Source organism: Plantactinospora sp. DSM 117369 (assembly GCF_053764795.1).
Window position 1 is genome coordinate 7,252,607 of sequence record NZ_CM132446.1, and the last position, 19,319, is coordinate 7,271,925.

Sequence of the window (19,319 nt, forward strand, 5' to 3'; positions counted from 1 at the left end):
AGTGAACCTTTTTCAACCTCCCCTTGCGGTCCGGCGGACCGCAAGGGGCGGACGCGGTGCGTGAGCACCGCGCGGTCCAGGTTGAAAAAGGTTCAGTGGAGATCGGACACCATCACGTGGAGACGGCGAAGATGCCGGCCACCCCGAGCACGACCATCACCAACACCGCGACGAGGGCTCCGCGCTCGCTCTCCACCGCCGCCTGGTCCGGTCGGTCCCGCTCGGCGTCCATGATCTCGCTGGACATGCTGTCCTCCCCTGGTCGTCACCTGCTCGGACGGGCAGGACGACCACCGCCGTACCGGCTCCGACGTCCGCCGCCGGCGCACCGGTTTCCCGGCGCCTCTGCTGGTACGGCCGCCGGTCGTCCTCACCTGGGCACCCCGCACGGGCGCCTGGGCTGCCCGGAGGCCGCATGCGAGCACGGCCCCACCGTCACGCGCGATCGGGGCAACCCGACCTCGGAGTTGCCGCTCAGGCCGATCGGAAACCCGGTAGCGCGGCCCGATTCCGGGGTAGCCTGCCCCGCCCCGACCACCGGTACGGGCGGGGCGGCTGTGCCCCGGTGGTGGTGGCCGTACGTGCTGTCCGGTCGAGGCGCGACAACCCTGCCGGAGTCCGCCGTGTCCCGTCGAGGTCGACCGGCTACCGAACGAGCGCTCTGCGAAGGTTCAGCGCTGGATCCAGCCGGTCGGTACCAGGATCGGCTGGTCGGGCTCGCCGGCTGGCACCAGCCGGGCGATCCAGTCGGAGATCGTCGGCTCGCCCCGGGCAATCCAGCGGTCCCGCAGGGCGAGCGCGTCGGCGGCGTACCGGGCGGCGGACGGTCCGGACGCCTGCACCGAACCGTCGGCGAGCAGGCCCGCCCCGCCGCCGTGCACCTCGTCCAGCAGCACGCAGCCGCCGGGGCCGCCCCAACCGCCGGCCGGCCCGGCGCAGAAGGTGGTCCGCCGGTCCCAGGCCCCGACCGCGAACCACAGGTCGTGGTAGCGGAAGACGTCCAGCGGTGGATGCCAGCGGGGCGGGTGCCGCACGGTCGTCGGCGGCAGCGCGCCGGTCCGCCGGGGCGCCGGATGCGCTCCCGGATAGCGGGCGGCCAGCGGCCCGGCGGCCGACATGAATCCGGCCCGCAACTCGCCGCGCGCCTCGCCCATCCCCGGCCCGCCCGGCCGAATCCGCAGCACCGGGTGGTTCCCGGCGTGTTCGACCGGGGCGAGCAGGTAACCGTCCGGCCCGAGCTGGTCCAGCCAGCGCGGAGAGACGCCGGTCACTCCGACCGTGACCACCACCCGGTCGTACCCGGCCTCCGCCGGCACGCCGAGGTAACCGTCGCCGAGGCGTACGTCGACGGAGCCGGCCAGCCCGACCCGGCGCAGCGCGGCCTCGGCCCGCTCCACGACGTCCGGGGCGATGTCCATCGTGGTCACCCGGGCGCCCATGGTCGCCATCAGGGCCGCGTTGTAGCCGGTGCCGACGCCGATTTCCAGTACCCGGCTGCCGGGGCGCAGCTCCAGCGACTCGATCATCGCCGCCATCAGCGACGGCTGACTCGACGAACTGACCGGCACCCCGTCGGCGACCTTGGTCACCAGTGGATGGTTCCGGTAGACGAGGGGCAGGAAGTCGGGGTCGCCCGGCCCGACCCAGCGCCCGTCGCCACCGTCGAAGCCGGTCGCCACGAACTCCTCCCGGGGCACCGCGCCGAACGCCCGGACCAGGTCCTCGCCGCCGAGCAGTCCGTCCCGGCGCAGCCCCTCGACGTACCGGGCGCGCAGCTCGGCCGCGGAGGTCATGACCGGCCCGCCACGGCGGCCGCCGCCGGCCCGGACGACCTCAGCACCGGACCCAGCCCTCGCTGCCGGGCAGCGCGAACGACGAACGCGGCGAGTAGAACCCCCACAGCAACTCCAACGGGTTGGCCGGACGGAGCGCGAAGACGGGATGGTCCGGCGCGAGGAACTCCACCGACTCGATCTCGAACGGTGTGACCGGCTCGAAGACGTACGGGCAGGTGGCCCCGGTGAGCTGGCTGCCGAGCCGGCTGAGGTAGCGGACGTGTCCCCGGTAGACCCGGGTGACGTTGCGGCCGATCCGGGCGGTGGTGCGGATCAGCGCCACACCGTCGGCCTCGGTCACCGCCACCAGCGCCTGTCCGGTGATCTCGATCGTGGTCCGGCCGGCGGCGGCCGGCACGCCGCGTACCGCCGCCTGGGCCTGGGCGAGCGGGCTCGAACTCAGGTGGTGGGCGTACCAGCGGGCCCGGACCGAGTCGGCCAGGTCGAGGTCCGGGCCGAGTCCGGTAGCCGAGTAGCTGTCCAGCCCGGAGGTCTGGGCCGCGTCGTCCACCACGTACTGCTGGAGGAAGACCTGCCGGTTGGCCGGCAGTCGCAGGCCCGGCGGCACCATCGCCGCCACCGCCTCGGGATCCGCCGGCACCCAGCCGAAGTGGAGCATCCGGCAGTGCACGACCAGTTGCGGCGGAACAGGCTGGCTCAACAGGGCTCCTGTCGCGTCGGGATAGCCGCGACGCTACGACCGGCCCCGGGTGCAGACAAGCGCAGGCAAGACGGAAAGTCGACAGTCACCTCCGCCGGCTCAGACCGTTCGGGCCGCCCGGTCCAGGTAGGCCGGCACGTCGGCGGCGTGGAACACCCGCTCGCTCGGCTCGATCCGGGCCAGGAAGTCGGCGTACACCGCCGCCATCCGCAGCGCCGCCACCGGGCGGAGCAGCTCGACCGCGCGGGCCGGATCGCTGCCCGGCACGCTCGATTGCCAGCGCCGCGCCCAGGCCCGCCGCAGGTGGCCGGCCGGCTCCGGGTCGAGCCCTTCGGTCAGCCGCAGGATGTCGAAGCCGGGATGCCCGACGAACCCGTCCCCCCAATCGATGATCACCCGGTGGTCGCCGGCGATCCGCACGTTGCCGGGGTGCAGGTCGCCGTGGACCAGCACGTCCGGCAGGCCGCAGCGGGCCACCTCGGCCATCCGGTCCGGGAGCCCGTCCAGCAGCGGACGCACCGGCGCCAGGTCCGCGCCGTGCGCGGCGAGCCGGTCCCGTACGGTCCGGGCCAGCGCCGCCGCGCGCCGGTCCGGTACGCCCGCCGCGACCAGTGTCTCGACCTGCGCCGCCGAGGCGAGCTGGATCCGGTGCTGGTCGGCGGCGATCGCGTCCCGGCCCGCCGGGTCGAGACCGTAGCCGTCCTCGCCCGGCACGTGCTCCAGCAGCATCCGTCCACAGCCGTCCGCGGCCAGCAGCAGCGGCACCAGGTCGGGTACTGCCGTGCCGAGCCAGCGCAGCAGCACCGCCTCGTGGGCGAAGAATCCCGGTACCTGCTTGAGCCAGACCGGCGCGCCGCCGCCGGCCCGACCGTCCGGCCCCGGCCCGTCGAGCCGCCAGATCGCCGACAGGTTCCAGGCCCGCTGCGGCACGCCGAGGTGCACACCCCGGCCGGCCCGGTGCAGTTCGGCGGCGGCCCAGCGCAGGCTCGCGGCCGGTCCGCCGGGCACCGCCCAGGGCGCCCGCAGCGGCTCCCTCGACAGGTCTACATCGGACGGTGCCAGCGGTACGCCGGGCGGCAGTCCCGCACCCGGGTCGAGCTGCGCCAGATAGCCGACCGTACCGCCGTGCGGCGCGGGCCGGTCGGTGTGCAGCAGCCGCAGTACGGAGACGTCGATGCCGTACCGCGCCCGGGCCCCGGCCACCACGTCGGCGACCTCCTGCCACCAGGGCGCCGGCACGTCGTATTCCGGCAGCACACCGAGTGGTCGGCCGTCGCCGTCCAGCAGGTGCAGCAGCACGGTCCGGGTCACGGCCACCAGGCTCTCGCCGGTCGGGTCCCGGCCGTACCCACCTGGCGGGCGTGCGCCGGGGGCAACGACTCCGACCAGCGGCGGCGCAGCCGGTCGAGGTCGGCCGGGGCGATCCGGCCGGGCAGCCGCAGCCGGGCCATGCCGCCGTCCGGGAAGACGTCCAGCCGGACCTCGGTGGCGGTCGGGACCGCGTCGACCGGAAACCGGTGCCGGGTGTCCGGCTGCAACCGGGTACGCGGCAGGATCTCGAACCAGGCCGCCTCGTCCGCCGGGTCGGCGACCCGGGTGTCGATCCCGCGCAGCGCCGCCGCTGCCGGTGCGTTGCCCTTGAAGTGGCTGGTGTCCAGCTCGACCTGCCGGACCTGGCCGGGTGCGGCCAGCCGGACCCGTACCCAGTCGTTGCCGTCGTCGCGCCGGCGGGCGGTCTCCCAGCCCTCGCCCATGGTCCGGGCCAGGCCGGGTGCGATCAACTGCCCTGGCGCACCGTAGAACATGTCGCTGCACCCGACCACCAGGCCGCCGTGCTCCAGCGCCGCGAGGTCGAGCTGCCCGTCGGGGAAGAGCGCCGGATCGGGTACGACCACACCGTGCACCCGCAGCCGGGCCACCCCGCCGTCGGGGTAGATCCGCAGCCGCACGTGCGTGTAGCGGTGCGGGTCGTCCACCTCGAACAGGTTACGACCGTCCCCGCGCAACGCCGCCCGTGGCACCAGGGTCGTCCAGTCGGCACCGGCCAGCTCGGCCGGGTCGGGATATCCGACCATCCCGCACGCCTCCACCGAGGCGTACGGCGGGTAGTTGCCGACGAAGTGCGAGGTGTCCACCACCACGCCGGTGACGACGCCGGGGGCGCCGAGCCGGAGGATCGCCCAGTCGTGCCCGGGCTCCCGGCGGCGGCGGGTCTCCCAGCCGTCGTACACCTGGCCCTTGGCCCCGAAGGTGCCGGCGGCGAAGCCCGGCGGCGCGTCCGTGACCAGGTTGTCCCGGGCGGCGAAGAACTCGTCGTTGGCCGCCACCACCCCGCCGCCGAGCGACCGCGCCGCCAGGTCCGGCAACTCCGTGAACGCGCTCATCCCCGCCCCTCTCCGGCCCGCCGCCCCGCCGGCCGGAGCCCTTCCCCCGGGAAGCCGGGGTGCCGGTCCGGCCGGGACAGCAGACGGCCCCGGGGCGGGTCCGCCGGTCCGACCGGCTCGCCGCGCAGCCAGGTGCCCCGGACCACGCCGGCCAGCCGACGCCCGGCGTACGGGGTGACCGGGTGCCGGTGCAGCAGCCGGGCCGGTTCGACGGTCCACTCCGCGTCCGGGTCCAGCGCCACCAGGTCGGCATCGGCGCCGACCCGCAGCACCCCCTTGCCGGGCAGCCCGGCGATCTCGGCGGGCCGCCGTGCCATCCAGCGCAACAGGTCGACGAGACCGTGCCCGCGCCGCCGCGCCTCGGTCCAGACCACCGGCAGCCCGAGCTGCACCGAGGCGATCCCGCCCCAGGCCGCGCCGAAGTCCCCACTGTCGAGCCGCTTGAGCGCGGGCGGGCACGGGGAGTGGTCCGAGACGACGCAGTCGACCAGCCCGTCGGCCAGGCCGGCCCAGAGCGCCGCCCGGTTCGCCGCGTCCCGGATCGGCGGGCAGCACTTGAACTCGGTCGCCCCGTCCGGGATCTCGGCGGCCTCCAGGGTCAGGAAGTGCGGGCAGGTCTCCACGGTCACCCGTACCCCGGCGGAGCGGGCGGCGGCGACCGCCGGCAGCGCGTCGGCGGCCGACAGGTGCAGGATGTGCACCCGCCGGCCGGTCCGCCGGGCCGTCTCCAGCACCACCTCGACCGCTCGCCGCTCGGCGGCCGGCGGCCGGGAGCCGAGGAAGTCCGCGTACCGGGCGGAGGGCGGGGCGACCCCGATCCGGGCCGGATCCTCGGCGTGCACCACGAAGAGCGCGTCGACGGCGGCCAGCGCCTCGCCCAGCCCGGCCGGGTCCAGCGGCGGGAACTCCGGCACCCCCGAGTCGACCAGGAACGCCTTGAACCCGAACACCCCGGCGGCGTGCAGGGCCGGCAGCTCGGCCAGGTGCGCCGGGACGGCACCGCCCCAGAACCCGACATCGACGTGGCACCGACCGCGCGCCGCAGCCCGCTTGGCGCGCAACGCCGGCACGGTGACGGTCGGCGGCACCGAGTTGAGCGGCATGTCGACGATCGTGGTGACCCCGCCGGCCAGCGCGGCCCGGGTCGCCGAGACGAAACCCTCCCACTCGGTCCGGCCCGGCTCGTTGACGTGCACGTGCGTGTCCACCAGCCCCGGCAGCAGGGCCAGGTCGCCGAGGTCGGTGCCGGGCACCGCGTCGTACCCGGCCACCCGGACGATCCGGCCGTCCCGTACGCAGATCGCCGCCGGCCGCTCGCCGTCGGGCAGTACCACCCGCCGGGACCGCAGCACCAGGTCGTACCCGCCCATCCGCTCCCCTCCCCCGAAGTCGCCGACGGCGGTCACACCGCCGACAGCGCGGCCCGGTCGTGCCCGGTCTCCGCCTCGGTCAGCGCACCGCAGTCCAGCCCGCGCAACAGGAAGCCGGCCAGCGCCCGGGCCGTCGCCGGCTCGTCCAGGATCCCGCTGGGCCGCCGCCCGAGGTACGCCCGCAGCCGCGCCACCGCCGCCGCCCGCCCGTCCCGGAAGAACGCGTACGTGCCGGCGAACCGCGTCGGCAACTGGGCCGGGTGCAGGTCCCAGCCCTGGTAGTAGCCGCGTTCCAGCCCGCGCCGGACCAGCGCGGCGTGCTCCGCCCAGCCGGCCTGTACGGCAGCGGTGTCGCCGACCGGGAGCAGGTTGGTCGAGCCGTCGGAGAGCCGTACCCCGGTCTCGGCGGCGGCCACCTGCATCACCGCCTTGGCGAAGTCGGCCACCGGGTGCGCCGAGCTCTGCTGCCCGGCGGCGATCCCACAGGCGGCGCTGTAGTCGTAGGTGCCGTAGTGCAGTCCGGTGCACCGGCCGGCGGCCGCCCCGATCAACCGGCCCGGCGTCGCCAGCCCGTCCGGCCCGAGGATCGCCGCCGGCGTCTCGATCTGCACCTCGAAGCGCAGCCACCCGGCCGGCAGCCCGTACGCCGCCTCCAGCCGTTCGCAGAGCAGCACCATCGCCTCGACCTGGGCCGGCACGCTCACCTTTGGCAGCGTCACCACCAGCCGGCCGGCCGGGGGCAGCTCACCGTCGTCGCGCAGCGTGTCGAGGAAGAGGTCCAGGGTACGCACCGCCCGGCGCCGGAGCGCCCCGGTCAGGCTCTTGATCCGCAAGCCCAGAAAGGGCACCCCGAGGCCACCACCCGCCAGCCGCCCCGCCGCCCGGGCCGCCGCGTCCTCGGCCTCGTCCTCGCGTACCCCGTAGCCGTCCTCGAAGTCGATCCGCAGGTCCTCGATCGGCTCCCGGCGCAGCTTGTCGACCACCCGCTCGTGCAGCTCGGCCGGGTACGGCAGCGGCGGATGGTCCCGCAACGCGGCCAGCGCCGCCGCACCCCACTGGGCCACCAGCCCCGGATGGCAGCGGTCGGCCGGCACGTAGACGGTGTGCACCGGCTGCCGCCCCACCGGCTGCCCCGGATAGCGCCGCCGCAGCTCGGCGTCGACCGGCCCGAGCCGCGCGTCCAGCTCCGCGAGGACGTCCGGGGGCAGCCGGCCCATCAGCCGGTCCCGGTCAGGTGCTCGGGCCGGACCGGTACCCGGGCCAGCGGCAACCCGGTCGCCGCCCGGATCGCCGCCACGATCGCCGGAGTGGCCGAGATGGTCGGCGGCTCCCCCACCCCACGCAGCCCGTACGGGGCGTGCGGGTCGGCCAACTCCAGCACGTCGACCGCCATCGGCGGCACATCCAGGACGGTCGGGATCAGATAGTCGGTGAAGGACGGGTTCCGGATCACCCCGTCGACCACCTGGAGTTCCTCCATCAGCGCCAGCCCGAGCCCCTGGGCCGTGCCGCCGTGGATCTGCCCCAGCACCGCCTGCGGGTTGATCGCCCGGCCCACGTCCTGGGCGGTGGCGATCTCCACCACCCGGACCAGCCCGAGTTCGGGGTCCACGTCCACGGTGGCCCGGTGCGCCGCGAAGGCGTACTGCACGTGCGCGTCGCCCTGCCCGGTCACCGGGTCCAGCGGCCGGGTCGGGCGGTGCCGCCAGCGGACGGTCTCCTCGACCGGGCCGGCGGCGAGCAGGTCGACCAGCGTGCCGAGCGTGCGGCCGGCGGCGTCCCGTATCTCGCCACCGGCCAGCTCCAGCCCGCCCCCGTCGACCTGCCCGCCACCGTCGTCACCAGCGCCACCCTCGTCACCACCGGCACCGGGCCCGCCGGCCAGCCGCGCGACCAGCGCCGCCCGGACCGCCCGGCAGGCCGCCCGCACCGCACCCCCGGTCATGTACGTCTGCCGGGACGCCGACGACGACCCCGCACTCCCCACCGTGGTGTCCGCAGTCGCCACCACCACCCGCTCGACCCCCAGCTCGGTCCGGGCGATCTGCGCCTGCACGGTGACCAGCCCCTGCCCCACCTCGGCCGCTGCCGTGTGCACCAACGCCGTCGGCTCGCCACCGATCAGCTCCAGCCGGACCCGCGCGGTCGCGTAGTCGTCGAACCCCTCGGAGAAGCAGACGTTCTTGATCCCGATCGCGTACCCGACCCCCCGGACCACCTGCTCCGGCGTGGTCGTGTTCGCCACCCCGCCCGGCAACTGCCGCGGATCGTCCCCGACGGGCGGCGGTGCCGGCCGGTCCCGCACCAGCTCCAGCAGCCGGGCCACCGGCGCCGGCCCCTCCACCACCTGCCCGGTCGGCATCACCCCGCCCTCGGCCAGCGCGTTGCGCACCCGCACCTGCACCGGATCCAGCCCCACCGCCTCGGCCAGCCGGTCCATCTGCGACTCGTACCCGAAGCACGCCTGCACCGCCCCGAACCCGCGCATCGCCCCGCACGGCGGGTTGTTGGTGTGCACCCCGTACGCGTCCACCGTCACGTTCGGCACCCGGTACGGTCCCACCCCGAGACTGGCCGCGTTCGCCACCACCGCCGGGGTCGTGGACGTGTACGCCCCGCCGTCCAGCAGGATCCGGGCCCGTACGTAGACCAGCTCGCCGTCCCGGGTCGCGCCGTGCTCGTACCGCAGGATCGCCGGGTGCCGGTGCACGTGCCCGACGAACGACTCCTCCCGGCCGTAGACCATCTTCACCGGCCGCCCGGTGCGCAACGCCAGCAGGCTGGCGTGCACCTGCATGGACAGGTCCTCCCGGGCACCGAACGCGCCACCCACCCCGGCCAGGCTCAGCCGGACCAGCTCGGCCGGCAAGCCCAGCGCGGCGGCCACCTGCCGCTGGTCGGCGTGCAGCCACTGGGTGGCGACGTACAGCTCGACGCCGCCGTCCGGGGCCGGCACCGCCAGCCCGGACTCCGGCCCGAGGAACGCCTGGTCCTGCATGCCGACCCGGTACTCCCCGGTCACCACCACCTCGGCGACCGCCGCCGGATCACCCCGCCGGATCGGCACGTGCCGCACCAGCCGCCCAGCGGCCAGCGCCGCCTCCGGATCCGTCACCGGCTCCCGCACGCGGTAGTCGACCACGATCCGCCGCACCGCCCGGCGCGCGGTCTCCGGATGGTCGGCGGCCACGATCGCCACCGGCTCCCCCCGGTAACAGACCTCGTCGACCGCCAGCACCGGCTGGTCGGCGACATCCAGCCCGTAGTACCGGTCCCCCGGCACGTCCTCGGCGGTCAGCACCGCGTACACCCCCGGCACGGCGAGCGCCGCGCCGACGTCGATCCCCCGGATCGCCGCCGACGGGTGCGGGCTGCGCAGCGTGGCACCCCAGAGCATGTCGTCGGCCCACAGATCGGACGAGAACGCGAACTCCCCGCGCACCTTCAGCGCCCCGTCCGGCCGTACCGGACTGGCCCCGATCCCCTGGGACGCCGGGGCCGCATGCTCCGGCGCGGCCTCGGCCACCGAGGGTCGGGAGGCCGGGTGACCCGCGTCGGGATCAAGCCTGACCGACCAGGGCGGGTCACCCGGCCCCCCGACCCCAACCGCGCCCACCGGCAACCCGGAACCTCCGGACGCCACGCCGGTCATCGTCGTGCCTTCCGGACCACCGAACGATGCGCCCGCCGAACCCCCCGCGCCAACTCACGCGAGTCCGCCGTCCGCAGCTCACCGTCGTCCACCACGACCTCACCCCCGACCAGAAGCAGATCGACCCGAGCCACCGGCCCGAACACCAGCCCCGCCACCGGGTCGTCGATCCCGACGTGCCCCAGCCCGTCCAACCGCCACAGCACCACGTCGGCGAGCTTGCCGACCTCCAGCGAGCCGAGCTGGTCACCCCGACCCAGGCAGCGCGCCCCGCCGATCGTGCCGAGCGCCAACGCCTCCCGGGCGGTCAACGCCGCCGCGCCACCCTGCGACCGGGCCACCAGCAGTGCCTGCCGCAGCTCCGCACCGAGCTGACCGGCCTCCTGCGACGCCGGCCCGTCCACACCGAGCCCGACCGGCACCCCCCGGTCCAGCAGTTCCCGGACCCGCGCGACACCGGCCCCGAGCCGGGCATTCGAGCTGGGACAGTGCGCGACCGAGGTCCCCGTCCGGGCCAGCGCGTCCAGCCCGGCGTCGTCCAGGTGTACGCCGTGCGCGAGCCAGACGTCCGGGCCGAGCCAGCCGAGCCGTTCGGCGTACTCGACCGGGGTGCAGCCGTGGGTCTGCCGGCAGTACTCCTCCTCGTCGACGGTCTCGGCGAGATGGGTGTGCAGCCGTACGCCCCGGCGCCGGGCCAGCGCCGCCGCCTCGGCCATCAGCTTCGGCGTGACGCTGAACGGCGAGCAGGGCGCCACCGCCACCCGCAGCATCGCGTCGTCGGCCGGGTCGTGGTAGCGGTCGATCGCCTCCTCGGTGGCGACCAGCGCCGTCTCGGTCTCCTCGACGATCCCGTCCGGCGGCAGCCCGCCCGACGACACCCCGAGATCCATCGACCCCCGGCACGGATGGAACCGCAGCCCCAGCCCCCGGGCCGCGTCGACCTGGGCGGCCATCAGGTCACCCGCCCCGGCCGGATGGATGTAGTGGTGGTCGGTGCTGGTGGTGCAGCCGTGCAGCGCCAGCCAGCCGAGTCCGGCGGCGGTGGTCGCGGCCACCACCTCGGCGTCCAGCCCGGCCCAGACCGGATAGAGCGCCGTCAGCCAGCCGAACAGCTCCTCCTGCTGCGCCATCCCCCGGGTCGCCCACTGGTAGAGGTGGTGGTGGGTGTTGACCAGGCCGGGGGTGGCGAGGCAGCCGGTGCCGTCGATCCGGCGTACCGAGCGGTGGTAGCGGGGGGCGTGGCCGGGGCCGACCGCGACGATCCGGCCCTCGTCCAGCACCAGGTGCCCGTCGGAGTACTCGGTGCCGGCCGGGTCGACCGTGGCGACCGCGCAGTTCTCGATGATGATCACGACTCGTGCTCCCGCCCGGCGGCCAGACGTACCGCCGTCAGGATCTTCTCGTATCCGGTGCACCGGCACAGGTTGCCGGCCAACGCCTCCCGGATCTCCTCCTCGGCCGGGGACGGCGTCCGGGCCAGCAGGTCGTGTACCGCGACGACCAGTCCCGGGGTACAGAATCCGCACTGCACGGCGCCGGCGGCGACGAACGCCCGCTGCACCCGGTCGAGTTCGCCGGGCCCCGGACCGAGCCCCTCCACGGTGACCACCTCGCGACCCCGGGCCTGCCCGGCCGGCACCAGGCAGGCGCAGACCGGCTCCCCGTCCAGGTAGACCGTGCAGGAGCCGCACTCGCCCTGCTCGCAGGCGTTCTTGGCACCGGGCAGGCCGAGCCGCTCCCGCAGGACGTGCAGCAGGCTCTCCCCGGCCCACACGTCGTCGGCCAGGCGCGGCTCGCCGTTGACCACACACTCGATCCTCACCCGTCGCCCCCTCCCCGTCGGTGTTCCGCCCAGGCCCGCTGCACGGCCCGCCGGGCCAGTACGCCGAGCGCGTGCCGGCGGTAGGCGGCGGTGCCGCGTACGTCGTCGATCGGGCTGGCCGCCGCCGCGACCAGCTCGCCGAACCGGCGGGCCAGCGGCTCCGGCAGCGCGGCCCGGTCCGCCCAGGGCAGCTCGGCGGCGAGCAGCTCCTCGGCCGCCGGTGCCCGGACCGGGGTCGGGGCCGCGGAACCGATCCCGGTGCCGACCGTCCGGCTCGCCGGGCGCAGCGCCAGCGCGAACGAACAGACCGCGATCACCATGGCGTTCCTGGTGCCGACCTTGGCGAACTGCTCCGGCCCACCGTCCGGCGGCAGCAGGACCGCCGCGATCAGCTCGTCCGGGGCCAGCACGCTGCGCTTCGGCCCGGTGCAGAAGCCGGCGACCGGCACCCGACGGACGCCCCGGACCGAGGCCAGTTCCACCAGCGCCCCGGCGGCGAGCAGCGGCGGCAGCGCGTCTCCGGCCGGTGACGCCGAGCCGAGGTTGCCACCGACGGTGCCCCGGTTGCGGATCTGCGCCGAACCGACCGTCCGGGCCGCCATCGCCAGCCCCGGCACCCGGCCAGCCAGTTCGCTGACGATCCGCCGGTACGGCACCCCGGCGCCGAGCCGTAGCAGGCCGTCCTCAATGCCCCAGTCGGCCAGCCCGGCGACCCGGCCCAGGTCGAGCAGGGCCGGTGGGCGACGCCGGGCGAAGTTCAGCTCCACCATCACGTCGGTGCCGCCGGCCACCGGCAGCGCCTCCGGGTACGCCGCCCGGGCGGCCAGCGCCTCGGCCCAGCTCTCTGGTTGCAGGAACTCCATCTCCGGTTGTGGGACGACCATCAGTCCGGCCCGCCGTCCCCGGCCGCCGCCCCCGCCGGGCCACCCCGCGGTGCCGCCGTCCCCTCCGCCGCCGACCCGGTCCCGCCCTGCGGTGCCCCGGTCCCGTCCCCCGTCGACCGGGTCCCGTCCCCCGGTGTGCGGGTCCCGTCCCCCGTCGACCGGGTCCCCTCCTCCGGTGTGCGGGTCAGCGTCCCCTCGATCAGCCCGTACGGCCGGTCGGTGGCCACGAACACCTCACCCGGGTTGTCCAGCCCGAACGGCGCCAGGTCCACCAGCAGGTGGTGCCGGTTGGGCAGCGCCAACCGCACCTGCGCGACCTCCGGGCGCTCGGCCAGCACCCGGCGCCCCATCGCGTACAGGGTCTGTTGCAGCGAGCGGCTGTAGGTTTCCACGAACGCGCCGACCAGCGCGGCCCGCACCCCGGCGTACGACTGCGCCCAGTCCCGCCCCCGGTCGGCCAGGCCGGCGTCGCGGTGCCGCCACCGCGCCTCGACGGCGGTGGCCAGGATCCGGTCGTCGGTCTCCGGCAAGGTCGTGTACCGGTCCTTCAGGTAACCCCTGAACTCCGAGTCGGTGCTGTTCAGCAGCACCAGCCCGGAGATCCCGGACTCCACGGTGCTGCCGTCGGCGTCCACCGTCACCGTGGCGGTACGGCTCTCGGCGCCGTCGCGCTGGAAGGAGTGCGGGCCGAGCCGCTGCCAGCCGTGCTCGGTCAGCTCCACCCGGGCCCGGGTGATCGCCGGCGCGCTCCGGACGAAGTGCCGGGCGAGCAGCAGGCCGAACTCCTCGGGCTGGTCGACGCCGTGCTCGCGGGCGAAGGCGTACACGGTGTTCTTCTGCGAGTCGGTGGGCAGCACGTGCGCGTTGTCGCCGCTGCGGTGCACCTCGTCGAGGTCGCCGCCGAGCGCGATGCTGACGGTCAGGTCGCGCAGGTCGTGCCGCGGCCCGTCGCGGCGTACCCGGACCAGCCGCACCTCGGCCTTGCCGTACTGGTTGGCGCCGAGCACGATCGCCACCGCCCGCCTCCTCAGCTTCCCCGGTAGGTGGTGTAGCCGTACGGACTGAGCAGCAGCGGTACGTGGTGGTGCCGGTCCGGCTCGGTGACCTGGAAGGCGACGACGATCTCCGGGAAGAACGCCGTGCCGGGCGGAAAGTGGCCCTCGACCTGGAACACCAGCCGGTAGCCGCCGGCCTGCCAGCCCCGCAGCGGCAGCCGGTCCAGCAGCGGCGTCCAGCCGGTCAGCCGGCCGCCGGAGTCGGTCCGGCCGTGTGCCACCGCCGTCCAGCCGCCGCTGTCCCGCCGGTCCAGCCGGACCGGGACGTCGGCGGCCGGCTCGCCGCGTACGGTGTCCAGCACGTGCGTGGAGATCCGGATCAGACCGTCCGGCGCGCTCGTCCGGTCGTCGGTCACGAGAGCAGCCTCCTCAGCCGGAGCAGCGCGATCTGCCGCAGTTCGTCCCGGACCACCCCGCGTTCGGTGTCGGGATCGTTGCCGAGCCGCCGCCGGGCCGTTGCGAGCAGTTCCGCGTCGGTCCGGCCGTTGGCGAAGACCAGGAAGAGGTGTCCGAACCGCTGCTCGTACTCCCGGTTGACCCGGACGAGCGCGGCCCGGGTGTCCCGGTCGGCACCGTCGAGGCCGGACTGTTCCCGGCGGGACCAGGCCGACTCCCGGCCGGTGCCGGTCGGCCGCTCGCCGATCCGCGGGTGCGCGGCCAGCGCCCCCGCCACCTCCGGCCAGTCCAGCCGCCGCAGCGCGGCGTCGGCCACCGCGACCAGCGCCGCCACGTCCGGGTACGGCCGTCCGGCCGCCACCGCCCGGGCCCAGGTCGGTACGGCGCAGCAGGCGAGCAGCTCCGTCTCGGCCTCGGCGGCGGAGCGCCGGTTGAACTCGTCCAACATCGCGCTGACGGTGGCCACCCGGATCACCTCCTGCGGTCGGGAGAAGTACAACAGCCGGGTGGTGGCCGGGTGAATCGGCGCGAACACCGAAACCACGGCCGCCCGCCGTATCGTTTTCGTAGGTTCCTCCAACCGGCCTGTCGCCGGGATCGGACGGGTACGCGATGCTGCTGCGCGAGGCGCTGGACCGGCCCCAGTTGCGACTGACCCTGCTCACCGGCGAGGCCGAACTGGACCGAACGGTCAGCCGGGTGTACGTCACCGACCTGCCCGATCCACGTCGCTACCTCTCCGGCGGCGAGATCGTGCTGACCGGGCTGATGTGGCGCCGCCGGGCCGGTGACTCGGACGGGTTCGTGGCCGCCTGCGCCGCCGCCGGGGTCACCGCGATCGGGGCCGGCGACGCGGCGTACGGGTCCGTGCCGGTGGACCTGGTGACGGCGTGCCGGCGGTACGGAGTACCGCTGTTCGAGGTCCCGGTCGAGGTCTCCTTCCGGGACATCATCGACGAGGTGACCCCGACGCTGTGGGCGCGCCGGGCGAACGGGCTGGCGACGGTGCTCGGCCGGTACCGGGGTCTGGTCGCGGCGATGGCCGGCGGTGCCCGGCTGGCCGACCTGCTCCAGCCGGTCGCCGCCGATCTCGGCGTCGACTGCTGGGTGCTGACCTCGACCGGGCGGACCGTCGCGGGTACCGGGCCGCTTCCGTCCGACGCCAGCCGCCGGTTGGCGACCTCGTTCCTGGCCGCCGGCCGGCTGCCGGCCCTGGTCGAGGTCGACGCCCGGCGGATCTGGCTGGTCGCCGTCTCCGGCCGTCCCGAGCACCGGCTCGCCGCCTGGCTGCTGGCCTGCGCGGTCCGGCACACCGGACCGTCCGATGCCGACGGTGTTGTCCCGCCCGCGGCCGCCGGCTCCGCTACCGGCGCCGCCCCGTCCACGACCGCTACCGGCGCCGCCCCGTCCACGGTTGCCGCCGGCGCCGCCCGGTCCACGGTCGCCGATGCCGTTCCGCCGCCCGGGCTACCCGAGGCGGCGGCCGAGCTGGTCAGCCTGGTGGCGCTGGAACGGGCCCACGCCGACGAGGCGGGCCGGGTGGAACGGCGGCTCGCCGACCAGCTCGGTACGGCCCTGTCCACCGCCGCCTCCCCGGCGGAGCTGCGCGCCGCGCTGTTCTCCGGCGGGCTGCCACCCCGGTCGACCCTGCTGGTGCTGGCCGTCCGGCTGACCGGGCTGACCACACCCCCCGAGCTGGCGGTCGCGGTCACCGAGGAAATCGTCCGGTCGACGCCCCTGCCCGCCATGGTCACCGGCACCGCCCGCCCCGGGACGGTACTCGCCGTGCTGGCGGGCGGGCGGACCGAACTGGCCGGGGTTCCCGACGCGGTCCGGGGCACGGTCGCGGGGCTGGTGCCGGGGCTCGGCGCCGGGCGGCTCACGGTGGGGATCAGCGGGCCGGCTGCCGAACCGGATGCCCTGGCAGGCGCGGTGGAGCAGGCCGAGCACGCCCTGACGACAGCGCTGGCGGATCCCACCCCCGGCACTGTGCTCTCGGCCGGTGACCTCGCCTCGCACCTGCTGCTGCTCAGCGGCGTACCGCCGGAGGCGAGGCGGGCGTTCCGGGACCGGCTGCTCGGCCCGGTGCTGGCCTACGACCGTGCACACCACGCCGACCTGGTCAGTACGTTGGACGAGTTCCTGGCCTCTTCCGGCTCGTGGAGTCGGGCGGCCGAACGGCTGCACCTGCACGTCAACACCCTGCGCTACCGGATCGGCCGGATCGAGCAGCTCACCGGGCGTGACCTGTCCCGGTTCCCCGACCGGGTCGACTTCTATCTCGCGCTGCGCCTACCGCACTGACCCGCCGCTCTGCCCCGGTGCCACGCCGCCGGTCGGGACGCCGGACCGGCCGCCACGTCGCGGCCACCGCCTTCCCGCCATCACGTCACGGTCGAGCATCACGACCATCGAGCATCACGACGGGCATCACGACGGTCGGGCGTCACGACGGTCGCCGGTGGCACGTCGAGGTCCGCGTCGTCCGCGACGTCGTCGCAGGGTACGACCGACAGCCGCGCCTCGTGCCGGCGGAGGTAGGGCCGGGCACCGACGTCGCCGACCGCCAACTCGGCCACGCCGGGCCAGTGTGCCCGGCCGAGCAGTACCGGATGGCCGCGCCGGGCGCCGTACCCGGCCATGCCGAGCGCGTCCGGTTCGGCGATCTCGACCAGCCGGCTGACCGCCTCGGCGGTGATCCCCGGCATGTCGACCAGCAGGACCACCACCGCGACGGCGCCGGAGTCCCGCAGCGCGGCCAGCCCGGCGCGCAGCGAGGAGCCCATCCCGGTCGCCCACTCCGGGTTCTCCACCGGTACGGCGTCGCCGAGTTCCGCCCGGGACCGGACGGTCGGCGCGGCGGCGCCGAGCACCGCGACCACCGGCCCGCAGCCACCGGCGCGGGCGACCTGGACCGCCCGTTCGACCAGCAGTCGGCCGTCCAGCCGGACCAGTGCCTTGGGCCCGCCGTAGCGCCGCCCGGCACCGGCGGCGAGCACCAGCCCGGCGACCCGTTCGGTGGTGACCGGTCCAGGGCCGGACGGTTCCTGCCGGTGCGCTCTGGGCTCGTCCGGGGCGAGATAGGTCACGGTCGGAGCCTAGTTCAGGCGCAAGACCTCGGCGAAGTTCCGCTTATAGGGCGCTTTACCCCTTTTATACATCAGCCGTTCGGCTAGCCTCAACCAATACCAACGGGCTAAGGTGATGCCTGAACAGCCACACAACAACCCACCACCCGACCACCCGAACACCCGAACACCCACCAGACAACCCCATCCCCGCCACAACCCAGTGCAGGGAGGACCACCATGACCACCACCACAACCACCACCCGGGCCGACAACCCCACCCTCACCGACACCGCCACCGACCTACTCCACGCCATGACCGCCCTACCCACCCACCACCCCTCCCGACCCACCCTCCGCGACAAAGCCATCGAAGCCTGGCTCCCCCTCGCCCACCACCTCGCCCACCGCTACAGCGGACGCGGCGAACCCACCGACGACCTCACCCAAACCGCCGCCGTCGGCCTCATCAAAGCCATCGACAAATGGGACCCCACCCGCGGCGTCGACTTCGCCGGCTACGCCATCCCCACCATCATCGGCGAACTCAAACGACACTTCCGCGACCGCACCTGGGACATCCGCGTCCCCCGCCGCCTCCAAGAACTCCGCCTCGCCATCAGCGAAGCCAACAGCACCCTCCTGCAAACCCTCGGCCGCTCCCCCACCATCACCGACATCGCCACCCACCTCCACCTCACCGAAGAAGAAATCCTCGAAGGACTCGAAGGCGCCCGCGCCTACAACGCCGTCTCCCTATCCACCCCCACCGGCGACGGCGACCGCACCACCGAACTCGGCGACCTCCTCGGCACCGAAGACAACGAATACGAACTCGCCGAACTCCGCGTCGCCCTCGGCCCCGCCCTCGCCACCCTCGACGAACGCGAACAGAAAATCCTCACCCTCCGCTTCTACGGCAACCTCACCCAATCCCAAATCGCCGAACACATCGGCGTCTCCCAAATGCACATCAGCCGCCTCCTCACCCGCGCCCTCACCAAACTCCGCGGCCACCTCGCCGACACGTACTGAACCTTTTTCAACCTGGACCGCGCGGCGCTCACGTACCGCGTCCGACCTTGCGGTCCGCCGGACCGCAAGGGGAGGGTGAGAAAGGTTCACCGAGCGCAGGCACACCTCCGCCCTACCCGGCGGCCCGAGCGGGACGACCGCGCCGGCCACCGGGTAGGGCGGAGGTGTTTCCAGCCCTGCCGGAAAGGGTTCAGTCGAAGTCGGTGGCGGAGTACTCCCGCGACTCGACCAGCACCATCCAGTTGCCCGAGTTGTCCCGGGCCACCGCCTCGACGCCGTACGGGCGCTCCTCCGGGGTGTGGATGAACTCGACGCCCTTGGCCCGCAGTTCGTCGTACGCCTTGCGGCAGTCGTCCACCTGCAGGCCGAGTCCGAACATGCCACCGGCGTCCATCTCCCGGTTGATCGCGGTCACCATCTCCGGCGAGTACGGCGGCCCCGGCAGCGTCAGGTGCACCTGTAGTTCCGGCTGGTTCGGGTGCTTGACCGTGCACCACCGGTAGGAACCGTCCGCGAGGGTGATGTCGGTGTGCTCCTCGAAGCCGAGCACATCGAGATAGAACGCCTTCGAGGCGTCGATATCCTTCACGAACACGCTGGTGATCGAGATGTTGGTAATCATGCGACCAGGCTAGGAGCCGTCACCGGACCCCGGCTTCTCCCCGGTTGCGGAGCCGCGCTCGGCCAGCCCCCACATGAACACGAAACAGCCCGGGATCCGGGGCGCACCGTTGGCGGCCCAGCGGCGCTGGAACTCGCGCGGCGTCTCGCCGACCAGTTCCCGGAACCTGCTGCTGAACGAGCCCAGGCTGGCGAACCCGACCGCGTGGCAGACCTCGGTGACGGTGAGGTTGGTGGCGCGCAGCAGGTCCTGGGCCCGCTCCACCCGCCGCCGGCTCAGGTGCGCCGCCGGGGAGACCCCGTACGTCGCCGTGAAGAGGCGCTGGAAGTGGTACTTGCTGATCCCGGCCACCGCCGCAAGGGTGCCCAGGTCCAGCGACTCGGCGTAGTGCCGGTCGGCGTAGTCGCGGGCCCGGCGCAGGTGCACCAGCAGGTCTCCCGGGGCCCGGCGCGGCGGCACGCTCACGGCGGGCCAGTCTAGGCCATCCAAAATCGCCGACCGGTGAACCGGGCCGATAAGCCACAACCAGGTGCGA

19 protein-coding genes are annotated in these 19,319 nt (G+C 74.6%); 2 read left to right on the forward strand and 17 right to left on the reverse strand.

What is annotated here, in order from left to right:
- Positions 1 to 112: 112 nt before the first annotated feature.
- From ACSMXO_RS30610 to uraD, 14 genes are all read right to left on the reverse strand, one after another.
- Positions 113 to 247 (reverse strand): hypothetical protein, encoded by a 135-nt coding sequence (locus ACSMXO_RS30610; RefSeq protein WP_318397515.1) that lies wholly within the window; start codon positions 245 to 247, stop codon positions 113 to 115.
- A gap of 424 nt (positions 248 to 671) precedes the next feature.
- On the reverse strand, positions 672 to 1,793 hold the full coding sequence (locus tag ACSMXO_RS30615; RefSeq protein WP_455414826.1) for a protein-L-isoaspartate O-methyltransferase family protein: 1,122 nt from the start codon (positions 1,791 to 1,793) through the stop codon (positions 672 to 674).
- Between the two features lie 40 nt (positions 1,794 to 1,833).
- Complete coding sequence (locus ACSMXO_RS30620) at positions 1,834 to 2,496, reverse strand: hypothetical protein (RefSeq protein ID WP_346261770.1); 663 nt, start codon at positions 2,494 to 2,496, stop codon at positions 1,834 to 1,836.
- 99 nt (positions 2,497 to 2,595) lie between these two features.
- Positions 2,596 to 3,807: an aminoglycoside phosphotransferase family protein gene (locus ACSMXO_RS30625; protein ID WP_455414827.1), complete on the reverse strand. Its 1,212-nt coding sequence runs from the start codon at positions 3,805 to 3,807 to the stop codon at positions 2,596 to 2,598.
- Positions 3,804 to 4,880 (reverse strand): allantoicase, encoded by a 1,077-nt coding sequence (gene alc / locus ACSMXO_RS30630; RefSeq protein ID WP_455414828.1) that lies wholly within the window; start codon positions 4,878 to 4,880, stop codon positions 3,804 to 3,806. Before alc ends, ACSMXO_RS30625 begins: the two co-directional genes overlap by 4 nt.
- Entirely contained in the window at positions 4,877 to 6,250 is a 1,374-nt protein-coding gene (allB, locus tag ACSMXO_RS30635; RefSeq protein WP_455414829.1) for an allantoinase AllB, read from the reverse strand. The genes alc and allB overlap by 4 nt, the downstream gene beginning before the upstream one ends.
- Positions 6,251 to 6,282: 32 nt before the next feature.
- Entirely contained in the window at positions 6,283 to 7,467 is a 1,185-nt protein-coding gene (locus ACSMXO_RS30640; RefSeq protein ID WP_455414830.1) for a DUF6986 family protein, read from the reverse strand.
- A complete protein-coding gene (pucD, locus tag ACSMXO_RS30645; RefSeq protein ID WP_455414831.1) occupies positions 7,467 to 9,776 on the reverse strand; it encodes a xanthine dehydrogenase subunit D in 2,310 nt (769 codons plus the stop codon). Before pucD ends, ACSMXO_RS30640 begins: the two co-directional genes overlap by 1 nt.
- A 122-nt stretch (positions 9,777 to 9,898) precedes the next feature.
- Entirely contained in the window at positions 9,899 to 11,254 is a 1,356-nt protein-coding gene (locus tag ACSMXO_RS30650; RefSeq protein ID WP_455414832.1) for an 8-oxoguanine deaminase, read from the reverse strand.
- Entirely contained in the window at positions 11,251 to 11,724 is a 474-nt protein-coding gene (locus ACSMXO_RS30655) for a (2Fe-2S)-binding protein (protein WP_455414833.1), read from the reverse strand. The genes ACSMXO_RS30650 and ACSMXO_RS30655 overlap by 4 nt, the downstream gene beginning before the upstream one ends.
- Entirely contained in the window at positions 11,721 to 12,608 is an 888-nt protein-coding gene (locus ACSMXO_RS30660; protein WP_455414834.1) for an FAD binding domain-containing protein, read from the reverse strand. The genes ACSMXO_RS30655 and ACSMXO_RS30660 overlap by 4 nt, the downstream gene beginning before the upstream one ends.
- Positions 12,608 to 13,624, reverse strand: coding sequence for a factor-independent urate hydroxylase (pucL, locus tag ACSMXO_RS30665; RefSeq protein ID WP_455414835.1), 1,017 nt, complete (start codon positions 13,622 to 13,624; stop codon positions 12,608 to 12,610). Before pucL ends, ACSMXO_RS30660 begins: the two co-directional genes overlap by 1 nt.
- An 11-nt stretch (positions 13,625 to 13,635) precedes the next feature.
- On the reverse strand, positions 13,636 to 14,019 hold the full coding sequence (gene uraH / locus ACSMXO_RS30670; RefSeq protein ID WP_346261780.1) for a hydroxyisourate hydrolase: 384 nt from the start codon (positions 14,017 to 14,019) through the stop codon (positions 13,636 to 13,638).
- Positions 14,016 to 14,594: a 2-oxo-4-hydroxy-4-carboxy-5-ureidoimidazoline decarboxylase gene (gene uraD / locus ACSMXO_RS30675; protein WP_455414836.1), complete on the reverse strand. Its 579-nt coding sequence runs from the start codon at positions 14,592 to 14,594 to the stop codon at positions 14,016 to 14,018. Before uraD ends, uraH begins: the two co-directional genes overlap by 4 nt.
- A gap of 77 nt (positions 14,595 to 14,671) precedes the next feature.
- Between uraD and ACSMXO_RS30680 the strand changes: the two genes are divergently transcribed.
- A complete protein-coding gene (locus ACSMXO_RS30680) occupies positions 14,672 to 16,363 on the forward strand; it encodes a PucR family transcriptional regulator (protein WP_455414837.1) in 1,692 nt (563 codons plus the stop codon).
- A 98-nt stretch (positions 16,364 to 16,461) separates the two neighbouring features.
- On the opposite strand, the gene ACSMXO_RS30685 is transcribed toward ACSMXO_RS30680, so the two are convergent.
- Positions 16,462 to 17,148: a nucleotidyltransferase family protein gene (locus tag ACSMXO_RS30685; RefSeq protein ID WP_455414838.1), complete on the reverse strand. Its 687-nt coding sequence runs from the start codon at positions 17,146 to 17,148 to the stop codon at positions 16,462 to 16,464.
- A gap of 219 nt (positions 17,149 to 17,367) precedes the next feature.
- On the opposite strand from ACSMXO_RS30685, the gene ACSMXO_RS30690 reads away from it, so the two are divergent.
- Positions 17,368 to 18,162, forward strand: a complete 795-nt coding sequence (locus ACSMXO_RS30690) for a SigB/SigF/SigG family RNA polymerase sigma factor (protein WP_455414839.1) — start codon at positions 17,368 to 17,370, stop codon at positions 18,160 to 18,162.
- Positions 18,163 to 18,352: 190 nt separating this feature from the next.
- Here the strand turns inward: ACSMXO_RS30690 and ACSMXO_RS30695 are convergent, their stop codons facing one another.
- Positions 18,353 to 18,784 (reverse strand): VOC family protein, encoded by a 432-nt coding sequence (locus ACSMXO_RS30695; protein WP_346258852.1) that lies wholly within the window; start codon positions 18,782 to 18,784, stop codon positions 18,353 to 18,355.
- Between the two features lie 9 nt (positions 18,785 to 18,793).
- Positions 18,794 to 19,249: an AraC family transcriptional regulator gene (locus tag ACSMXO_RS30700; protein WP_346258853.1), complete on the reverse strand. Its 456-nt coding sequence runs from the start codon at positions 19,247 to 19,249 to the stop codon at positions 18,794 to 18,796.
- Positions 19,250 to 19,319 lie beyond the last annotated feature (70 nt).